Origin of the sequence: Leucobacter chromiireducens subsp. chromiireducens, assembly GCF_016758255.1 — a bacterium.
GTDB classification, from domain to species: Bacteria; Actinomycetota; Actinomycetes; order Actinomycetales; family Microbacteriaceae; genus Leucobacter; species Leucobacter chromiireducens.
The window spans coordinates 150,484-165,094 of the sequence record NZ_QYAD01000004.1 but is presented as its reverse complement, the minus strand read 5'-3'; the positions used below and the strand labels follow the sequence as shown (position 1 = coordinate 165,094).

Sequence of the window (14,611 nt, the reverse complement as noted above, 5' to 3'; positions counted from 1 at the left end):
GGAGATCGTCGGTGCCGGTGCCGTTCGCGGCACTAAGCTGGCGGGTATGGCAGGCAGGATCCGCGCGAGCGACATTGAGGAAGTGAAGCGGCGCACGAACCTCGGCGATCTCGTGGGCGACTACGTCACGCTCAAGAACGCGGGGATCGACTCGATGAAGGGGCTGTGCCCGTTCCACGACGAGCGCAGCCCGTCGTTTCACGTGCGCCCCGCGCTTGGGTACTACCACTGCTTCGGCTGCGGTGAGTCTGGCGACGCCTTCACTTTCCTGCAGCGCATGGACCATCTCACCTTCGCCGAGTCGGTTGAACGTCTTGCCGCGCGCATTCACTACGTGCTCACCTACGAGGAAGGCAACTTCCAACGGGAGGACGGCCCGAATCGTGCGCGCCTGCTCGCCGCGAATCAGGCCGCCGCGGCCTTCTACGTCGCGCAACTAGCGACCGAGGAGGGTGCCGCTGGACGCGCATTCCTCGAGCAGCGCGGCTTCGACCCCGCGGCCGCCGAGCGATTCGGCGTCGGCTACGCGCCGCGCGGCTGGAACGGCGTGACCGATCACCTGAAGGCGCAGGGCTTCACACCCGCCGAGCTTGCCCAGGCTGGCCTGGTGTCGGAAGGCCAGCGAGGCGTCTACGACCGCTTTCGCGGTCGCGTGGTGTGGCCCATTCGAGACACGAGTGGGCAGACGATCGGCTTCGGCGCGCGCAAGCTGTACGAGGACGACAACGGACCGAAGTACCTGAACACCCCGGAGACGCCGGTCTACCACAAGTCGCAGGTGCTCTACGGGCTTGACCTCGCGAAGCGCGCGATCTCCCGCGGCAAGCGTGCCGTCGTGGTGGAGGGCTACACCGACGTGATGGCCTGCCACCTGGCCGGAATCGACACGGCGGTTGCCACCTGTGGCACCGCGTTCGGGAAAGAGCACATCTCGGTGCTGCGCCGCATCATGGGCGATGACACCGCCGCCGAGGTGGTCTTCACATTTGACCCCGACGAGGCCGGCCAGAAGGCCGCGCTGCGCGCGTTCAGCGAGGAGAAGCGCTTCACCGCGCAGACGTATGTCGCGGTGGCACCCGATGGCTACGATCCCTGCGACCTGCGACTGCACCGCGGGGATGAAGCGGTGCGAGAGCTCTTCACCCGAAAGCAGCCGCTGTTCGAATTCGCGCTCCGCCAGGCGGTCTCGCGCTTCGACCTGAACTCAGTGGAGGGCCGCGTCTCTGCGCTCCGCGCCGCCGCGCCGATCGTCGCGGAAATCAAGGATCCCTCGCTCCGCCCGGGGTACGCGCGGGAGCTCGCGCGCATGCTCGGTGTCGAGCTCGCCGAGGTGCAGCATGCGGTGCGCACATCCGAGCGCGGCGGACGCGGCGCAGCCTCGCAGGCTGGCCCCGACCGTGGCCCGGAACCGGACTACTCGGGCAACCTGGGCGGCGCGCCCGCCGCGCCCGTACTGGGTATCGCAGCGCTCCGAAATCTCCCGACGACGCGACTCGAGCGGGATGCGCTGATGGCGATGTTGCAGCAGGGCGACGCAATCGGCGCGGAGCTGCTGCAGCAGGCCGCGACCGCGCAGGTGAACGAACCAAACCTGCGCATCGTGCGCGATGCCATCGCCTCGGCGCTCCCCGCGCTCGGCACGCCCGAGTGGCTCGAGACCGTGTCCGCCGCCACGCCCGAGACGCATCGCGGGCTGTTCCGTGAGTTGACGGTGTTGCCGATGCCGGAGCGCCGGGCCGAGCACCTACCGGTGTACGCGCGGGACGTTGTGGTGTCGCTCCTCGACCGAGATCTGGTAGGGCTGAAGCAGGAGCTCCTGGCGCGCATGCAGCGCATCGGCGACTCCTCCGACCCGGGCTCACGACGCCTGCAGGAGCAGCTCGTTGCGCTTGAAGCGGCGCGCCGAGGCCTCCGCGAAGAGTAAACACGTCGGGCGCGCAACGCCAGCGTGCATGCGCCGTCCCCTAGGCTTGCGCACACGGACCCTTGGTGCACGTTGCCGCGGCGTCCGGGTGTACCCCTTCCGCCCACCCCGAGGAGACTAGCCCGTGGCTCATCCCAACCTCGACGCGGCCCCTGCGATCCGCGTTTCCGATATCTCGCTCTCGTACCCGGCGCACGCCGGCGGCAAAGAGTTTGAGGCCGTTGAGGGCGTGAGCTTCGAGGTGGGGCGTGGCGAGGTGATGGCCTTGCTCGGCGAAAGCGGCTCGGGCAAGTCGACGATCGCGCGCTTTCTGGCGGGTCGAGCGCTCGACGCGGGGGAGAAGTCCTCACGAATGAAGCTCACGGGCGGCGCGGCCACCGTGCTTGACGTCCCCATGCGCCGCCTCGGCCGTCGGAGCCGCAGCCGACTGACGGCCTACGTTGGGCATCTGGCGCAGGACGCCGGTGCGACCCTCACCCCGGAGCTCAACGTCGGCGACATCCTCTTCGAGCCGATCGCCGAGCGAAGCCGGGATTTCGACCGGGAGGCGCTTGGCGAACTGGTCGCCGAGATGATGGACATCGTCGCGCTGCCGCTCGCGAAGCTGCAGGAATACCCGTACGAGCTCTCAAAGGGGCAGCGCCAGCGTGTCGCGGTGATGCGCTCACTCATGCTGAATCCGCCCGTTCTCGTAGCCGACGAGCCCACCCTCGGTGTCGACGCGAACAATCGCCCACGCATCGTCGAGCTGCTCCGCTGGTATCGGGAGCGCACCAGCGCAACGATGCTGCTGATCAGCCACGACATTGGGATGCTCGAGGCGCTGGTGCAGGACGTCCTGGTGATGCAGCAGGGACGACTTGTTGGTCACGGCGACATCAACGAGATCTTCCGCACCGCGGATCACGGCTACGTGCAAAAGCTCGCTCAGGCGCTGCGTGCCACCGCCTACGACGAGATTGCCGAGGAGTAGCCCTGCGCGGCGCGCCCGGCTTCCCGCCCGTGGTGGCCCGATTTGCATCCCGTTTCACCGCCTTGGTACGATAATCAGGTTGCAACGCAATGATCCCCTGTAGCTCAGTTGGCAGAGCGCTTGACTGTTAATCAGGATGTCGCTGGTTCGAGCCCAGCCGGGGGAGCGATAAGGCCCTCACCGTTTGGTGGGGGCCTTTTGCGATCTTCAAGGAGGCAGACGTGAGTGAAGTAGGCACGCCAGAGGGGCAGCGCGACGGAGCGGTGGGAGTACCGAACGGTTCGCATGGCCTCGTGATCCCACTCGATCCGCAGCGTTTCCCGCACGTTGCGTCAAGCGCGTGGCTCGCCCCCGGGGCCGTGGTGGTGGGCGACGTGACCCTCGGTGAAGATGTCAGTGTCTGGTACAACGCGGTGCTACGTGGGGACTCGGATGCGGTGCGTGTGGGGCCGCGGAGCAACCTCCAGGACGGCGTTGTGGTGCACACTCAGTCCGGCGATCCCGCGCTGATTGGCGCCGATGTCTCGGTGGGGCACAACGCAATCATCCATGGCGCGACCGTCGAAGATGGGTGTTTGATCGGCATGGGGGCGACGGTGCTGAGTGGCGCCACGATCGGATCGGGATCGCTCATCGCCGCGGGCGCGCTCGTACCGCAGGGGGTGACGGTCCCGCCCCACACGCTCTTCGCAGGTGTTCCGGGCCGCGTGGTGCGTGAGCTGAGGCCCGAGGAACGCGCCGGCGTGCGCGAAAACGCGGAGATTTACCTGCGGCACACGGCGCATCACGCGGCCGCGACACGCGAACTCGGAGCGGGAAATCGCGACGCGGAACACTGATGCACTATGCTCAGTGAGGTGCTTCGGCACTCGGAGCACGCGCCACGGGGATGTAGCTCAATGGTAGAGCCTCAGTCTTCCAAACTGATTACGCGGGTTCGATTCCCGTCATCCCCTCCAATTGAAACCCCCGCCTCGCGCGGGGGTTTCGTGTTTTGCGGCGCGGAGTGCGCCACGCAGCTGGTTTCGGATAGACTTGCTCGGGTTGCGCGCGTAACGCGTGTTCCGGCTGTGAAACCCACGTGGTTTTCGGGGCGTAGCTCAGCTTGGCTAGAGCGCCCGCTTTGGGAGCGGGAGGTCGCAGGTTCGAATCCTGTCGCCCCGACCAGGGTCATCCGACCCGACACAGGCTGATATGCAGCACGATTTTCGATCATTGAGAGGCCAAATTGCCGAAGACGACAGCTGAGAAGCTCACTCCGACCCGCGCCAAGCTGAGCGTGGAGGTCACGCTCGACGAGCTGGAGCCGTACCTCAAGCAGGCGTACAAGACCATCTCCGAGCAGGTCTCGATCCCCGGCTTCCGCAAGGGCAAGGTTCCCGCGCCGATCATTGATCAGCGCGTCGGCCGCGAGGCGGTCATCCAGGAGGCAGTGAACCACTCACTCGACGATTTCTACCAGGCCGCCCTCGCTGAGTCGGATGAGCGCCCCATGGGCCGCCCGACCGCTGACGTGGCAAGCTGGCCCGATGCGAAGGACCCGAAGAGCACGCTCGGTCTCGTATTCGAGGTCGAGGTTCGCCCCGAGTTCACGCTGCCCAACTACGACGGCATCACGCTGACCGTGGACAACGCTGAGGTGGATGAGGCTGCGGTCGACGCTGAGCTCCTCAAGCTCCGCGAGCGCTTCGGCACCCTCGTCACGGTGGATCGCCCCGCCAAGACCGGTGACTTCGTTGAGCTGGACCTCGTTGCGACCGTTGACGGCGAAGAGGTCGACCAGGCGCAGGGAGTCTCCTACGAGGTCGGCGCAGGCAACCTGCTCGAGGGCACCGATGAGGCAGTTGAGACCCTCACCGCAGGTGAGTCGACGACGTTCTCCTCGCAGCTGCTCGGCGGCGAGCACGAGGGCCGCGACGCTGAGGTGTCGCTGACGCTCACCGCGGTCAAGGAGCGCGAGCTGCCCGAGGCTGACGACGAGTTCGCACAGCTTGCGAGCGAGTTCGACACGATCGCTGAGCTCCGCGAGAGCCTCAAGGACCAGGCCGCACGCGCCAGCGTGTTCGCGCAGGGCCAGCAGGCGCGCGATCTCTTCACCGAGACCCTCATCGAGCAGGCCGGCATCCCCGTGTCGGAGGAGCTCGTCGAGGAGGAGGTGCACCGTCACCTCGAGGGTGAGGGCCGTCTCGAGGACGACGAGCACCGCGCAGAGGTCCGCGTCTCCTCGGAGAAGCAGATCCAGCTCCAGCTCCTGCTCGACGCAATCGTCGAGGCAGAAGAGGTCACCCCGACCCAGAACGAGCTCTCGCAGTACATCTTCCAGTCGGCTCAGCAGTACGGCATGGAGCCCACCCAGTTCCTCCAGGCGATCAGCCAGGGCAACCAGATGGGCGTCATCCTTGGCGAGGTCACCCGTAACAAGGCGCTCGCGATTGCGCTCGCGAAGGCCAACGTCGTGGACCAGAACGGCAAGGCTGTCGATCTGAGCGAGTTCACCGCGGTGGACACCGAGGACGAGGGCGCTGAGGACGAGGCTGAGGCAACCGAGGCCGCGGCCGAGGAGAAGCCCGCCAAGAAGGCGCCCGCGAAGAAGGCTGCTGCGAAGAAGGCACCGAAGGCTGAGGCCGACGACGCTGAGGTGAGCGATGAGGAGGCCGCGAAGAAGGCCGCACGCTCCGCCGCTGCGAAGAAGGCTGCCGCCACTCGCGCCGCGAAGAAGGCTGCTGCCGAGGCTGCCGAGTAATCGACTGCTTCGAGCACGGAAGCCCCGCACCCATCTGGGTGCGGGGCTTCCGCCGTTTTCGCGCAGGGCGCTCGCACATGCGCCTAGGGCGAACAACGGCGCGAGCGGGCGCGCAACTCGGTACGCTCGAATCACGACCCAACGATTGGAGCGCCGAATGGCAGAACAGACGCCACCGAACAGCGTGTTCGAACGCCTGCTGAAGGATCGCATCATCTGGCTCGGATCTGAAGTTCGCGACGAGAACGCGAACGAGATCTGCGCGAAGATCCTGCTCCTGGCAGCTGAGGATCCGGAAGCGGATATCTACCTCTACATCAACTCGCCCGGCGGTTCGATCACCGCGGGTATGGCGATCTACGACACGATGTCCTTCGTGCCGAACGACATCGTCACCGTGGGCATCGGCATGGCGGCCTCGATGGGCCAGTTCCTGCTGACGGCTGGCACCAAGGGCAAGCGGTACATCACGCCGAACGCCCGCGTGCTGCTCCACCAGCCCCACGGCGGCTTCGGTGGCACCGCGAGCGACATTCAGACGCAGGCACAGCTCATCACCTCGATGAAGAACCGCCTCGCCGAGATCACCGCTGCGCAGACCGGCAAGACGGTTGAGCAGATCAACGAGGACGGAGACCGGGATCGCTGGTTCTCCGCACAGGAAGCACTTGAGTACGGCTTCGTCGACTTCATTCGCGACTCCGCGTCTGATGTCATCGGCGGCGGCGGAACGAAGCGCTAGAGCATGGGACAGGAAACGAGCCTTTCGATGATGACCTCACACATGCCGCAGGCCGGCGGTTCCGGCCTCATGATGCCGGAGTCGCGCTACGTGCTGCCCTCGTTCGAGGAGCGCACCGCGTACGGCTACAAGCGCCAGGACCCCTACGCCAAGCTGTTCGAGGATCGCATCATCTTCCTCGGTGTGCAGGTGGACGACGCCTCGGCCGATGACGTGATGGCGCAGCTCCTCGTCCTGGAAAGCCAGGATCCCGAGCGCGACATCACGATGTACATCAACTCGCCCGGTGGCTCGTTCACCGCGATGACGGCGATCTACGACACGATGCAGTACATCCGTCCGCATGTGCAGACGGTCTGCCTCGGCCAGGCTGCTTCGGCCGCCGCGGTGCTGCTCGCCGGTGGCACCCCGGGCAAGCGCCTCGCGCTGCCGAACGCGCGTGTGCTGATCCACCAGCCCTCCACGGGCCAGGCGGGTCACGGCCAGGCCTCGGACATCGAGATCCAGGCCCGCGAGATCATGCGGATGCGTGAGTGGCTCGAGGAGACGCTCTCGAAGCACTCGAAGCGTTCGATCGAAGAGGTCCACCGCGATATCGACCGCGACAAGATCCTCAGCGCTCAGGAAGCGCTCGAGTACGGTCTGGTCGACCAGGTGCTCACGAGCCGGAAGAACCCGCAGCCGGTCCTTCCGCAGTAAGCCACTCGGGCCCCGGGGAGTGCCCCGGGGCCCGCGGCGTGCCGTCCGCCAATGTCGGAGGTGCCCGCTATTCTCGATGGTGTTCCCCCGACCGAGTGTGAAGGAGCCTCAGCATGGCGAAGATCGGCGAAAGCAGCGAGCTGCTCAAGTGCTCCTTCTGCGGAAAGTCGCAGAAGCAAGTCCAACAGCTCATCGCTGGGCCGCAGATCTACATCTGTGATGAGTGCGTTGCGCTCTGCAACGAGATCATCGAGGAGCGCCTCGCGGAGACGCAGACGAGCGAGGCGAGTGACTTCACTCTGCACAAGCCCCGCGAAATCTCAGACTTCCTCGACGAGTACGTCATCGGGCAAGACCGTGCAAAGCAGTCGCTTGCGGTCGCGGTGTACAACCACTACAAGCGGGTGCGCGCTGCTGCGGCCCTCACGAGCGCTGACGCGATCTCTGATCAAGTTGAGATCGAAAAGTCGAATATTCTGCTGATCGGCCCGACCGGTTGCGGCAAGACCTACCTGGCGCAGTCGCTCGCACGTCAACTCGGTGTGCCCTTCGCGGTTGCCGATGCCACGGCACTCACGGAGGCCGGCTACGTCGGCGAGGACGTCGAGAACATCCTTCTGAAACTTCTTCAGGCCGCGGACTTCGATGTCCAGCGAGCTGAAACCGGCATTATTTACATTGACGAGATCGACAAGATCTCGCGCAAGGCCGAAAACCCCTCGATTACGCGCGACGTCTCGGGCGAGGGCGTGCAGCAGGCCCTGCTCAAGATCCTTGAAGGCACCGTTGCCTCGATTCCGCCGCAGGGCGGCCGGAAGCATCCGAACCAGGAGTTCCTGCAGCTGGACACCACGAACGTGCTGTTCATCGTCGCGGGCGCGTTTGCGGGTCTCGAAGAGATCATCGGTTCGCGTCTCGGCAAGGGGGGCATCGGCTTCGGCGCTCCCGTGTCTGCTCGTCGCGATGAAGAGAACCTCTTTGCCAAGGTTGAGCCTGAGGACCTGCACAAGTTCGGCCTCATCCCCGAGTTCATTGGGCGTCTCCCCGTCGTTGCGACGGTTGATCCGCTCGACGTCCCCGCACTCACCCGGATTCTCACCGAGCCTCGCAACGCGTTGGTGAAGCAGTATCAGCGCATGTTCGAGCTTGATGGCGTGAGCCTCGAGTTCGAGGAGGCCGCGCTCGAGGCGATTGCCGAGCAGGCCGTCGAGCGAAAGACGGGAGCGCGCGGACTCCGCTCGATCCTGGAGCGGGTGCTCGGCTCCGTCATGTTCGAGGTGCCCTCGAGCGACGAGGTCACGAAGGTGATCGTGACGCGCGAGTCAGTGCTCGGCGAATCTGGCCCGCGTGTGCTGCAGGCGCGTGGGGGTCGCGAAAGCGCCTAGCCTCGCTCCGCGCGGGCACGAGTTCCCAGGCCATCGAACTCCCCGGACACGGAGCTTCGGCCGGTACGTTCTACGGTGCCAGCTCGATGTCATAGGAGAGCAGCACCTGGCCGTCCTCCTGGGGGATCGTGATGCCGAGCGCGCTCACCCCCGCACCGGTGAGCTGCGCGCTGACGCCACCCTCTGCGGTTCCCGTGGTCTCGGCGGCAGTGAAGCCGTTTGTTGCAATGATCTCGTTCCAGAGCGCGTCCGCGACAGTCGTGTCCGCGGCGCGGAGCACGACGAACCATGCGGTGTCTGAGCGAGCGCCGGCGTCATCCACAATCGCACCGTCGGGGAGACGGAACTGTTCAGCCGGGAACGAATCGGGAAGCGTGGTGCTCTTCGGGAGTTCTGCCGAGGTGTCGCGCTCCGGCCAGCTCTCGCCGTCGCCGCCCTTCCCCTCGGAAGAGTCGCCCTCTTTGCCCTTGGCACCTGCGACGCTCTCGGGAATCGTGTTGCCCGTGTCTGCGCCCGGCTCCGGTGCGCACGCGGTCAACGGGAGCGCCAGAAGCGTCGCTGCGCAGACCGCGAACAGCAGCCGTTGCGGCCGTGGGTTCCGCCATTCACGCATCAGTTCCTCCGTGCCCCGACTAGCCGAGCCAGTCGTCATCATCGTCGTCTTCGGATTCGCGCTGCGCAGTCTGCACACCGCCGCTCGCATCGAGTGACACCACGAGCAACTCGTCGAGCGCGCACTGGGGACGCCCTTCAAGCCAGGTGAGGGTCCACGAGCCGGATCCGGGGTGCGCGGCCTCGGCGGCCGTGATTGCGTCGTGCAGTTCCGGGGGCACGCCGCGGTGCGGCGGTTCGCCCACCTGCCAGCGTGCCCCCAGCTGCATGACTAGCCCTCCGCCTGCTCGAGCTGGATCTCGGCGACCGTAACCGCCTCGACCTCGGCCGCCTCGATGCGCAGCTCGGTGATGCGGCCCACGGCCGCAAGGTCAGCGGCGGCGCGCTGCAGGCGATCCCGATCTGCTGCGGGGGCGTGCACCACCGCGAGCGTGACCGGGGTCTTCTGCGAGGCCTTCGCCGCTGTCTTCGCGCCGCGCACGCCAATCAGTGCGCCACCCACGAGCGCGAGGAGTGCCGCATCCGCGTCGTCTCCCGCTAGCGCCTGGGCTTCAGCCGCAACGGGCCACTGCGCCTGGTGCACGGAACCCTCGCCGAACCACGACCAGACCTCCTCGGTCGCGTAGGGGAGGAATGGCGCGAAGAGGCGCACGAACACCGACAGTGCGGCACGCAGCGCAGTCACGGCCGACGCGCGGGGCTGGCCGGTGCCGTCATCGCCCGCCGCGCCGTGCGCGCGCTCCTTGACGAGCTCGAGGTAGTCGTCGCAGAACGTCCAGAAGTACGACTCCGTGAGCTCAAGCGCCCGTGCGTGGTCGTAGTTCTCGAACGCGCGCGTCGCGTCCTCGATCACGTTCGCGAGGCCTGCGAGCATCGCTCGGTCGAGGGGCTCGGTCACCGTGCCGACGCCGCTCGTGTCGAAGCCGAGGGTGAACTTCGCCGCGTTGAGCAGCTTGATCGCCAGACGGCGGCCAATCTTGATCTGCGTGGGGTTCTGCGGGTCGAACGACGCATCCGTGCCGAGCTTCGCAGAGGCAGCCCAGTAACGCACCGCGTCCGAGCCGTGCTGCTCGAGCATACCGGCGGGCGTCACGACGTTGCCCTTTGACTTCGACATCTTCTTGCGGTCGGGATCCAGGATCCAGCCCGAGATGCCGGCGTTCTTCCACGGCAGCTGCCCGGCTTCGAGCTCGGAGCGCAGCAGCGTCGAGAAGAGCCAGGTGCGAATGATGTCCTGGCCCTGCGGGCGCAGGCTATAGGGGTACACGAGGTCAAACAGCTCGGGATCGCGCTCCCAGCCGCCCGCGAGCTGCGGGGTGAGCGAGGAGGTCGCCCAGGTGTCCATCACGTCGACCTCGCCCTGGAAGCCACCGGCCACGCCGCGCTGTGCCTCGGTGAACCCTGCGGGCACATCGCTCGAGGGATCGACGGGCAGCTGCTCGGTCGTGGGCAGGATCGGCTGATCGAAGACAGGATTGCCGTCGGCATCAAGCGGGTACCAGACCGGGATCGGCACACCGAAGAAGCGCTGGCGCGAGATGAGCCAATCACCCGACAGGCCCTCGACCCAGTTCTCGTAGCGCACCCGCATGAAGTCGGGGTGCCACTCGAGCTCCTTGCCGTGCGCGAGGAGGCGCTCGCGGAGCGACTCGTCGCGTGCGCCGTTCTTGATGTACCACTGGCGCGTGGAAACGATCTCGAGGGGCTTGTCACCCTTCTCGAAGAACTTCACGGGGTGCGTGATCTTGCGGATCTCGCCCGTCAGCTCGCCGGACGCCTGCAGCAGCTCGACCATTGTCTGCTTGGCGCTGAACACGGTCTTGCCGGCGATCTGCGCGTACGCCTCGCGGCCAGCCTCCGAGGTGATTGCCTCCGGCGCCTCGCTGATCACGCGGCCATCGAAGCCGAGGATCGCGCGGTTCGGGAGGTCGAGCTCGCGCCACCAGATCACATCGGTCACATCGCCGAAGGTGCAGATCATCGCGATACCGGTGCCCTTGTCCTGCTTCGCGAGGTGGTGCGCAACAATCGGCACCTCAACGTCGAAGATGGGGGTGCGCACGGTGGTGCCGAAGAGCGGCTGGAAACGCTCGTCGTCGGGGTGGGCGACGAGCGCCACGCACGCTGCGAGCAGCTCGGGGCGGGTGGTGTCGATGAGAATGTCGCCCGAGCCATCGGACTTGTGGAACGCGAGCGTGTGGTACGCACTCGGCTGTTCGCGATCCTCAAGCTCAGCCTGGGCGACCGCGGTGCGGAAGGTGATGTCCCACAGGGTCGGCGCCTGTGCCTGGTACGCCTCGCCGCGCTCAATGTTGCGGAGGAACGCGAGCTGCGAGGCGCGCAGCGAGTCGGCCCCGATCGTGCGGTAGCTCTGCGACCAGTCGACCGACAGGCCGAGCGTGCGCCACAGGTCCTCGAACTGCTTCTCGTCCTCAACAGTCAGGCGCTCGCACAGCTCAATGAAATTGCGGCGCGAGATTGGCTGCTGGTCGGCAGCCTTGATGCTCTTGCCTTCGCCACCATCGTGCGGGGGCACGAAGTCCGCCACATAGGGGAGCGAGGGATCGCAGCGCACGCCATAGTAGTTCTGCACGCGGCGCTCGGTGGGCAGGCCGTTGTCGTCCCAGCCCATGGGGTAGAACACGCGCTTGCCCTGCATACGCTGATACCGCGCAACGGTATCGGTGTGCGTGTACGAGAACACGTGGCCGACGTGCAGGGAGCCCGAAGCCGTGGGCGGGGGAGTGTCGATGCTGTAGACGCTGTCAGCAGTGGCGCCCTCGCGGGGGAACGCGTAGGTCCCAGACTCTTCCCATACCGGGCCCCACTTCGCTTCGAGGCCTTCGAGTGCCGGCTTGTCGGGGATCGCGCTCATACCAGGGGGCTCCGTTCTCGACGCGCGGCGAGGTGTCTCGCACGGTCGGGCTCGATGTGGGCGGCACCGCGTCGTCGGGCTGCGTGCGTGTCACCGCAAACGCCCTGGTGCCTGATGGTTTACGGCACCTAGTCTACCCGGCCAGCAGCTCAGGCCAGGTGCACCCCAAGCAGTGTTTCATTCAGTGCGGGATCGCCACCCGGTTCGGGCTCGGTCAGGTACTGCTCCCATGCGACTCCGGAGGGGGTGTGGCCGGCCTCGGCGATCCAATCGAAGAGGAACGCGTACGCATCGGTGAGGCCGTTGTAGTCGCCGCGTACGAGGAGTGTTGCGACGGTGCCCGCAGGCAGGGTCTCGCCGTGGACCTCGCCGTCACCGTCCGGGGTGAACGGTGCGGCCACCGGCACTGCGACCGAGAGATCGATCGTGGTGCCGGGTTCGCCATGCACCACCCCGAGCGGTGCACCGCCCGGCGCGAGCCCCGCCGAGTCGAGCGTGGCAAAGATCAGCGGGAACGCGCGGTCGTAGAGGCCGGGTATCGCGTCCATGTGCACGGTTTCGCGCACCGCCGCGAGGTGTTGTGCGTCGCGTTCGGAGAGGGTCGGGGAATCGAAGCGAGAGTCTTCGGTGCTCATGGCAGCATTGTGCCAGCCGCGTGGTTGCCGGGGAACGGGCGGGAGCGGGCCGTGGCCGAGCTGTGACCTGCGGCTTGGCCGGGTGGCCTGTTTCGAGCCGCGAGCAGGATGGCTTCCTCAATGTTGGCGGGTGCATCCGTCAGTTCCGCCGCGACTCGACCTTCGGCGAGGATCACGAGGCGATCGCACTGCGCCGCCTCTTGCATGTAGTGCGTGCTGACGAGGATTCCGGTGCCAGGATCAGCGCGGTGATGCAGCTCCTTCCAGAGGCGAGTGCGCGAGAGTGCGTCCATACCGGAGGTGGGCTCGTCAAGTACGAGGAGCTCAGGCTCATGCAGTGACGCGGCAGCGCACCCGAGGAGCCGGCGGGTGCCGAGTGGCAGCTCGGTGACAGGTGTGGTGCCCCATTGTGCGGCCCAGGTCGCCAGCGGGTCTGGGATCGGGCAGCCCTGCACGGACGCGACGAACTGCAGGTTGGCGGTCGCAGAGAGGAGGGGGTACATCCCGAGGCCTTGCGCGACATAACCGAGGCGTCGGCGGCGCGGGAGGCTGGGCAGGCCGCCACAGAGGGTCACCTCACCCGCGCTCGGGTCTCGAGCCCCAACAACACGCGCATGAGGGTGGTTTTGCCTGCGCCGTTGCCGCCCAACAGGCCGACGATTTCGCCGGGTGCGACGGAGAGCGACACCCCGTCGAGCGCGGTGAAGCTGCCGAACCGCTGCACGATGCCGCGCACCTCGACGAGCAGCGATCCGTCGCGTTCCACGACCGGCGCGGGGATGAGCTGCGGCACGGCGACGACGCCCTCTCCTCGGGCGGCCGCGCGGTCTTCCGCGCTCAGGAGCAGCGCGATGCTCGCGTTCTCGAGGTCCGGTTGTGCTCGCTGAAAGCCTGCCGGGGGTGGGGCGCTCGCCTCGCGGGTCCAGCGGTAGATTGAATGACCGCGCCGCCAGGTATCGTTCTCGAGCTCCGCGCCTCGCGGGAGCGACGAGGGGGCTGTGGCCTCCCAGAGCGCCCCGGGAGCACGCGCACTCACATCGGTCGCTGTGCCCTCAGCGAGTACCCGGCCGTCAGCCAGAAAGTGCAGCTGCGAGGCGCGCTCCGCCTCGTCCAGGTAGCTTGTGGCGAACACCACGGTCGCGCCTTCGGCTGCGACGCGCTCGATGAGCGCCCAGAGTTCCGACCGGCTGAGCGGATCGACACCGGTCGTCGGCTCATCGAGCAGCACCAGGCTCGGCTCGTGCAGGGTGGCGAGGAGGACGCCGAGCTTCCGACGCATGCCGCCGGAAAGGGCGCCCGCAAGCCGGTCGCGCACCTGTTGCAGGCCGGCGCGCTCAAGCAGTATCTCCTCGCGGGCACGGGCGGTGGAGGCGGGGATCCGATACGTGTGCGCGACGAACTCGAGGTTTTCGGCAACCGACAGCGAGCGCCACACACCGGCGTCCGCCGGCTGTACGCCAATGTCTGCTCGGTGCGAAGTGAGGCCACGGAACTGACCACTCGTGAGTGGCAGCCGCCCGGAGAGTGCGCGCAAAAGGGTGGACTTGCCTGCACCGTCCCCGCCGATCACTGCGGAGATCGTCGCTGGCTGAAACATGCCGGTGAAGTCGGTGAGCGCGTGCTGCTTGCCGAAGCGCACCGTCGCGTTGTCTGCGTGGACGATCACGGCCGACATCAGCGAGCTCCGCCGTGCGTGAGGGAGTGGCGCATGAGCTGACGAGCGCGAAGCCGCCCGGTCGCGAGGTGAGGGACGCTGAGAGTGCCGCGATTCCCGCCGCATCCAGATGATTCGTTGGCTCGTCAAGGAGGAGGAGCTCGGCGTCGCCGCCGAGAACGCAGGCGAGCCGGACGCGGTACCGCTGGCCCACCGATAGCTCGGCCAGGGGGCGTGCGAACTCCGTCTCCGCGCCGAGCGCCTCGAGCATCTTCGTCACACGACGCTCCGCGTCCCACGCGTCGAGTCGCACCGCGTCCTCGAGCGCCGCAGCGTAGCGTAGATTTGCCGCGACCGTTCTCGCCGACG

The 14,611-nt window shown here is 66.9% G+C and carries 13 protein-coding genes, 3 tRNA genes and 1 pseudogene; 10 read left to right on the top strand and 7 right to left on the bottom strand.

Annotated elements, in window-relative coordinates:
- Positions 1-46: 46 nt before the first annotated feature.
- The 10 genes from dnaG to clpX all read left to right on the top strand — a co-directional run bounded on the left by dnaG (position 47) and on the right by clpX (position 8,466).
- Entirely contained in the window at positions 47-1,924 is a 1,878-nt protein-coding gene (dnaG, locus tag D3226_RS11735; RefSeq protein WP_202382788.1) for a DNA primase, read from the top strand.
- Positions 1,925-2,048: 124 nt separating this feature from the next.
- Positions 2,049-2,897 (top strand): ATP-binding cassette domain-containing protein, encoded by an 849-nt coding sequence (locus D3226_RS11730; RefSeq protein WP_202382787.1) that lies wholly within the window; start codon positions 2,049-2,051, stop codon positions 2,895-2,897.
- A 93-nt stretch (positions 2,898-2,990) separates the two neighbouring features.
- Positions 2,991-3,063: transfer RNA gene (locus tag D3226_RS11725), tRNA-Asn, on the top strand.
- A 127-nt stretch (positions 3,064-3,190) separates the two neighbouring features.
- On the top strand, positions 3,191-3,736 hold the full coding sequence (locus D3226_RS11720) for a gamma carbonic anhydrase family protein (RefSeq protein WP_420029101.1): 546 nt from the start codon (positions 3,191-3,193) through the stop codon (positions 3,734-3,736).
- 46 nt (positions 3,737-3,782) lie between these two features.
- Positions 3,783-3,856, top strand: a tRNA-Gly gene (locus D3226_RS11715).
- 130 nt (positions 3,857-3,986) lie between these two features.
- Positions 3,987-4,064: transfer RNA gene (locus D3226_RS11710), tRNA-Pro, on the top strand.
- Positions 4,065-4,125: 61 nt separating this feature from the next.
- The gene (tig, locus tag D3226_RS11705; RefSeq protein ID WP_202382786.1) at positions 4,126-5,640 is read left to right on the top strand and encodes a trigger factor; all 1,515 of its coding nucleotides are present in this window, start codon (positions 4,126-4,128) and stop codon (positions 5,638-5,640) included.
- A 34-nt stretch (positions 5,641-5,674) separates the two neighbouring features.
- Positions 5,675-6,382 carry an ATP-dependent Clp protease proteolytic subunit gene (locus tag D3226_RS11700; protein ID WP_420029100.1) on the top strand — a complete coding sequence of 236 codons (708 nt, stop codon included), beginning with the start codon at positions 5,675-5,677 and terminating at the stop codon, positions 6,380-6,382.
- A gap of 27 nt (positions 6,383-6,409) precedes the next feature.
- The gene (locus D3226_RS11695; protein WP_202382784.1) at positions 6,410-7,081 is read left to right on the top strand and encodes an ATP-dependent Clp protease proteolytic subunit; all 672 of its coding nucleotides are present in this window, start codon (positions 6,410-6,412) and stop codon (positions 7,079-7,081) included.
- Between the two features lie 113 nt (positions 7,082-7,194).
- Positions 7,195-8,466, top strand: a complete 1,272-nt coding sequence (gene clpX / locus D3226_RS11690; RefSeq protein ID WP_202382783.1) for an ATP-dependent Clp protease ATP-binding subunit ClpX — start codon at positions 7,195-7,197, stop codon at positions 8,464-8,466.
- A gap of 70 nt (positions 8,467-8,536) precedes the next feature.
- Here clpX and D3226_RS11685 read toward each other — a convergent pair whose 3' ends face one another.
- The 7 genes and pseudogenes from D3226_RS11685 to D3226_RS15190 all read right to left on the bottom strand — a co-directional run.
- Positions 8,537-9,079, bottom strand: coding sequence for a hypothetical protein (locus tag D3226_RS11685; RefSeq protein ID WP_202382782.1), 543 nt, complete (start codon positions 9,077-9,079; stop codon positions 8,537-8,539).
- A 19-nt stretch (positions 9,080-9,098) separates the two neighbouring features.
- A complete protein-coding gene (locus tag D3226_RS11680) occupies positions 9,099-9,347 on the bottom strand; it encodes a Fe-S oxidoreductase (RefSeq protein WP_202382781.1) in 249 nt (82 codons plus the stop codon).
- Positions 9,348-9,349: 2 nt separating this feature from the next.
- A complete protein-coding gene (valS, locus tag D3226_RS11675; RefSeq protein ID WP_202382780.1) occupies positions 9,350-11,953 on the bottom strand; it encodes a valine--tRNA ligase in 2,604 nt (867 codons plus the stop codon).
- A 149-nt stretch (positions 11,954-12,102) separates the two neighbouring features.
- Positions 12,103-12,588: a GyrI-like domain-containing protein gene (locus D3226_RS11670; protein WP_202382779.1), complete on the bottom strand. Its 486-nt coding sequence runs from the start codon at positions 12,586-12,588 to the stop codon at positions 12,103-12,105.
- A complete protein-coding gene (locus D3226_RS11665) occupies positions 12,585-13,091 on the bottom strand; it encodes an ATP-binding cassette domain-containing protein (protein WP_202382778.1) in 507 nt (168 codons plus the stop codon). The genes D3226_RS11670 and D3226_RS11665 overlap by 4 nt, the downstream gene beginning before the upstream one ends.
- Positions 13,092-13,159: 68 nt before the next feature.
- The gene (locus D3226_RS14930) at positions 13,160-14,263 is read right to left on the bottom strand and encodes an ATP-binding cassette domain-containing protein (protein ID WP_272928930.1); all 1,104 of its coding nucleotides are present in this window, start codon (positions 14,261-14,263) and stop codon (positions 13,160-13,162) included.
- A gap of 124 nt (positions 14,264-14,387) precedes the next feature.
- Positions 14,388-14,576, bottom strand: a pseudogene (locus D3226_RS15190) (ATP-binding cassette domain-containing protein); the annotation flags it as partial.
- Positions 14,577-14,611 lie beyond the last annotated feature (35 nt).

Bases quoted from the DNA above. Each gene is read 5' to 3' on its own strand.
- dnaG (WP_202382788.1), top strand. From the start codon at position 47: ATGGCAGGCAGGATCCGCGCGAGCGACATTGAGGAAGTGAAGCGGCGC.
- D3226_RS11695 (WP_202382784.1), top strand. From the start codon at position 6,410: ATGATGACCTCACACATGCCGCAGGCCGGCGGTTCCGGCCTCATGATG.
- clpX (WP_202382783.1), top strand. From the start codon at position 7,195: ATGGCGAAGATCGGCGAAAGCAGCGAGCTGCTCAAGTGCTCCTTCTGC.
- D3226_RS11685 (WP_202382782.1), bottom strand. From the start codon at position 9,079: ATGCGTGAATGGCGGAACCCACGGCCGCAACGGCTGCTGTTCGCGGTC.
- D3226_RS11680 (WP_202382781.1), bottom strand. From the start codon at position 9,347: ATGCAGCTGGGGGCACGCTGGCAGGTGGGCGAACCGCCGCACCGCGGC.
- valS (WP_202382780.1), bottom strand. From the start codon at position 11,953: ATGAGCGCGATCCCCGACAAGCCGGCACTCGAAGGCCTCGAAGCGAAG.
- D3226_RS11670 (WP_202382779.1), bottom strand. From the start codon at position 12,588: ATGAGCACCGAAGACTCTCGCTTCGATTCCCCGACCCTCTCCGAACGC.
- D3226_RS11665 (WP_202382778.1), bottom strand. From the start codon at position 13,091: ATGTACCCCCTCCTCTCTGCGACCGCCAACCTGCAGTTCGTCGCGTCC.
- D3226_RS14930 (WP_272928930.1), bottom strand. From the start codon at position 14,263: ATGTCGGCCGTGATCGTCCACGCAGACAACGCGACGGTGCGCTTCGGC.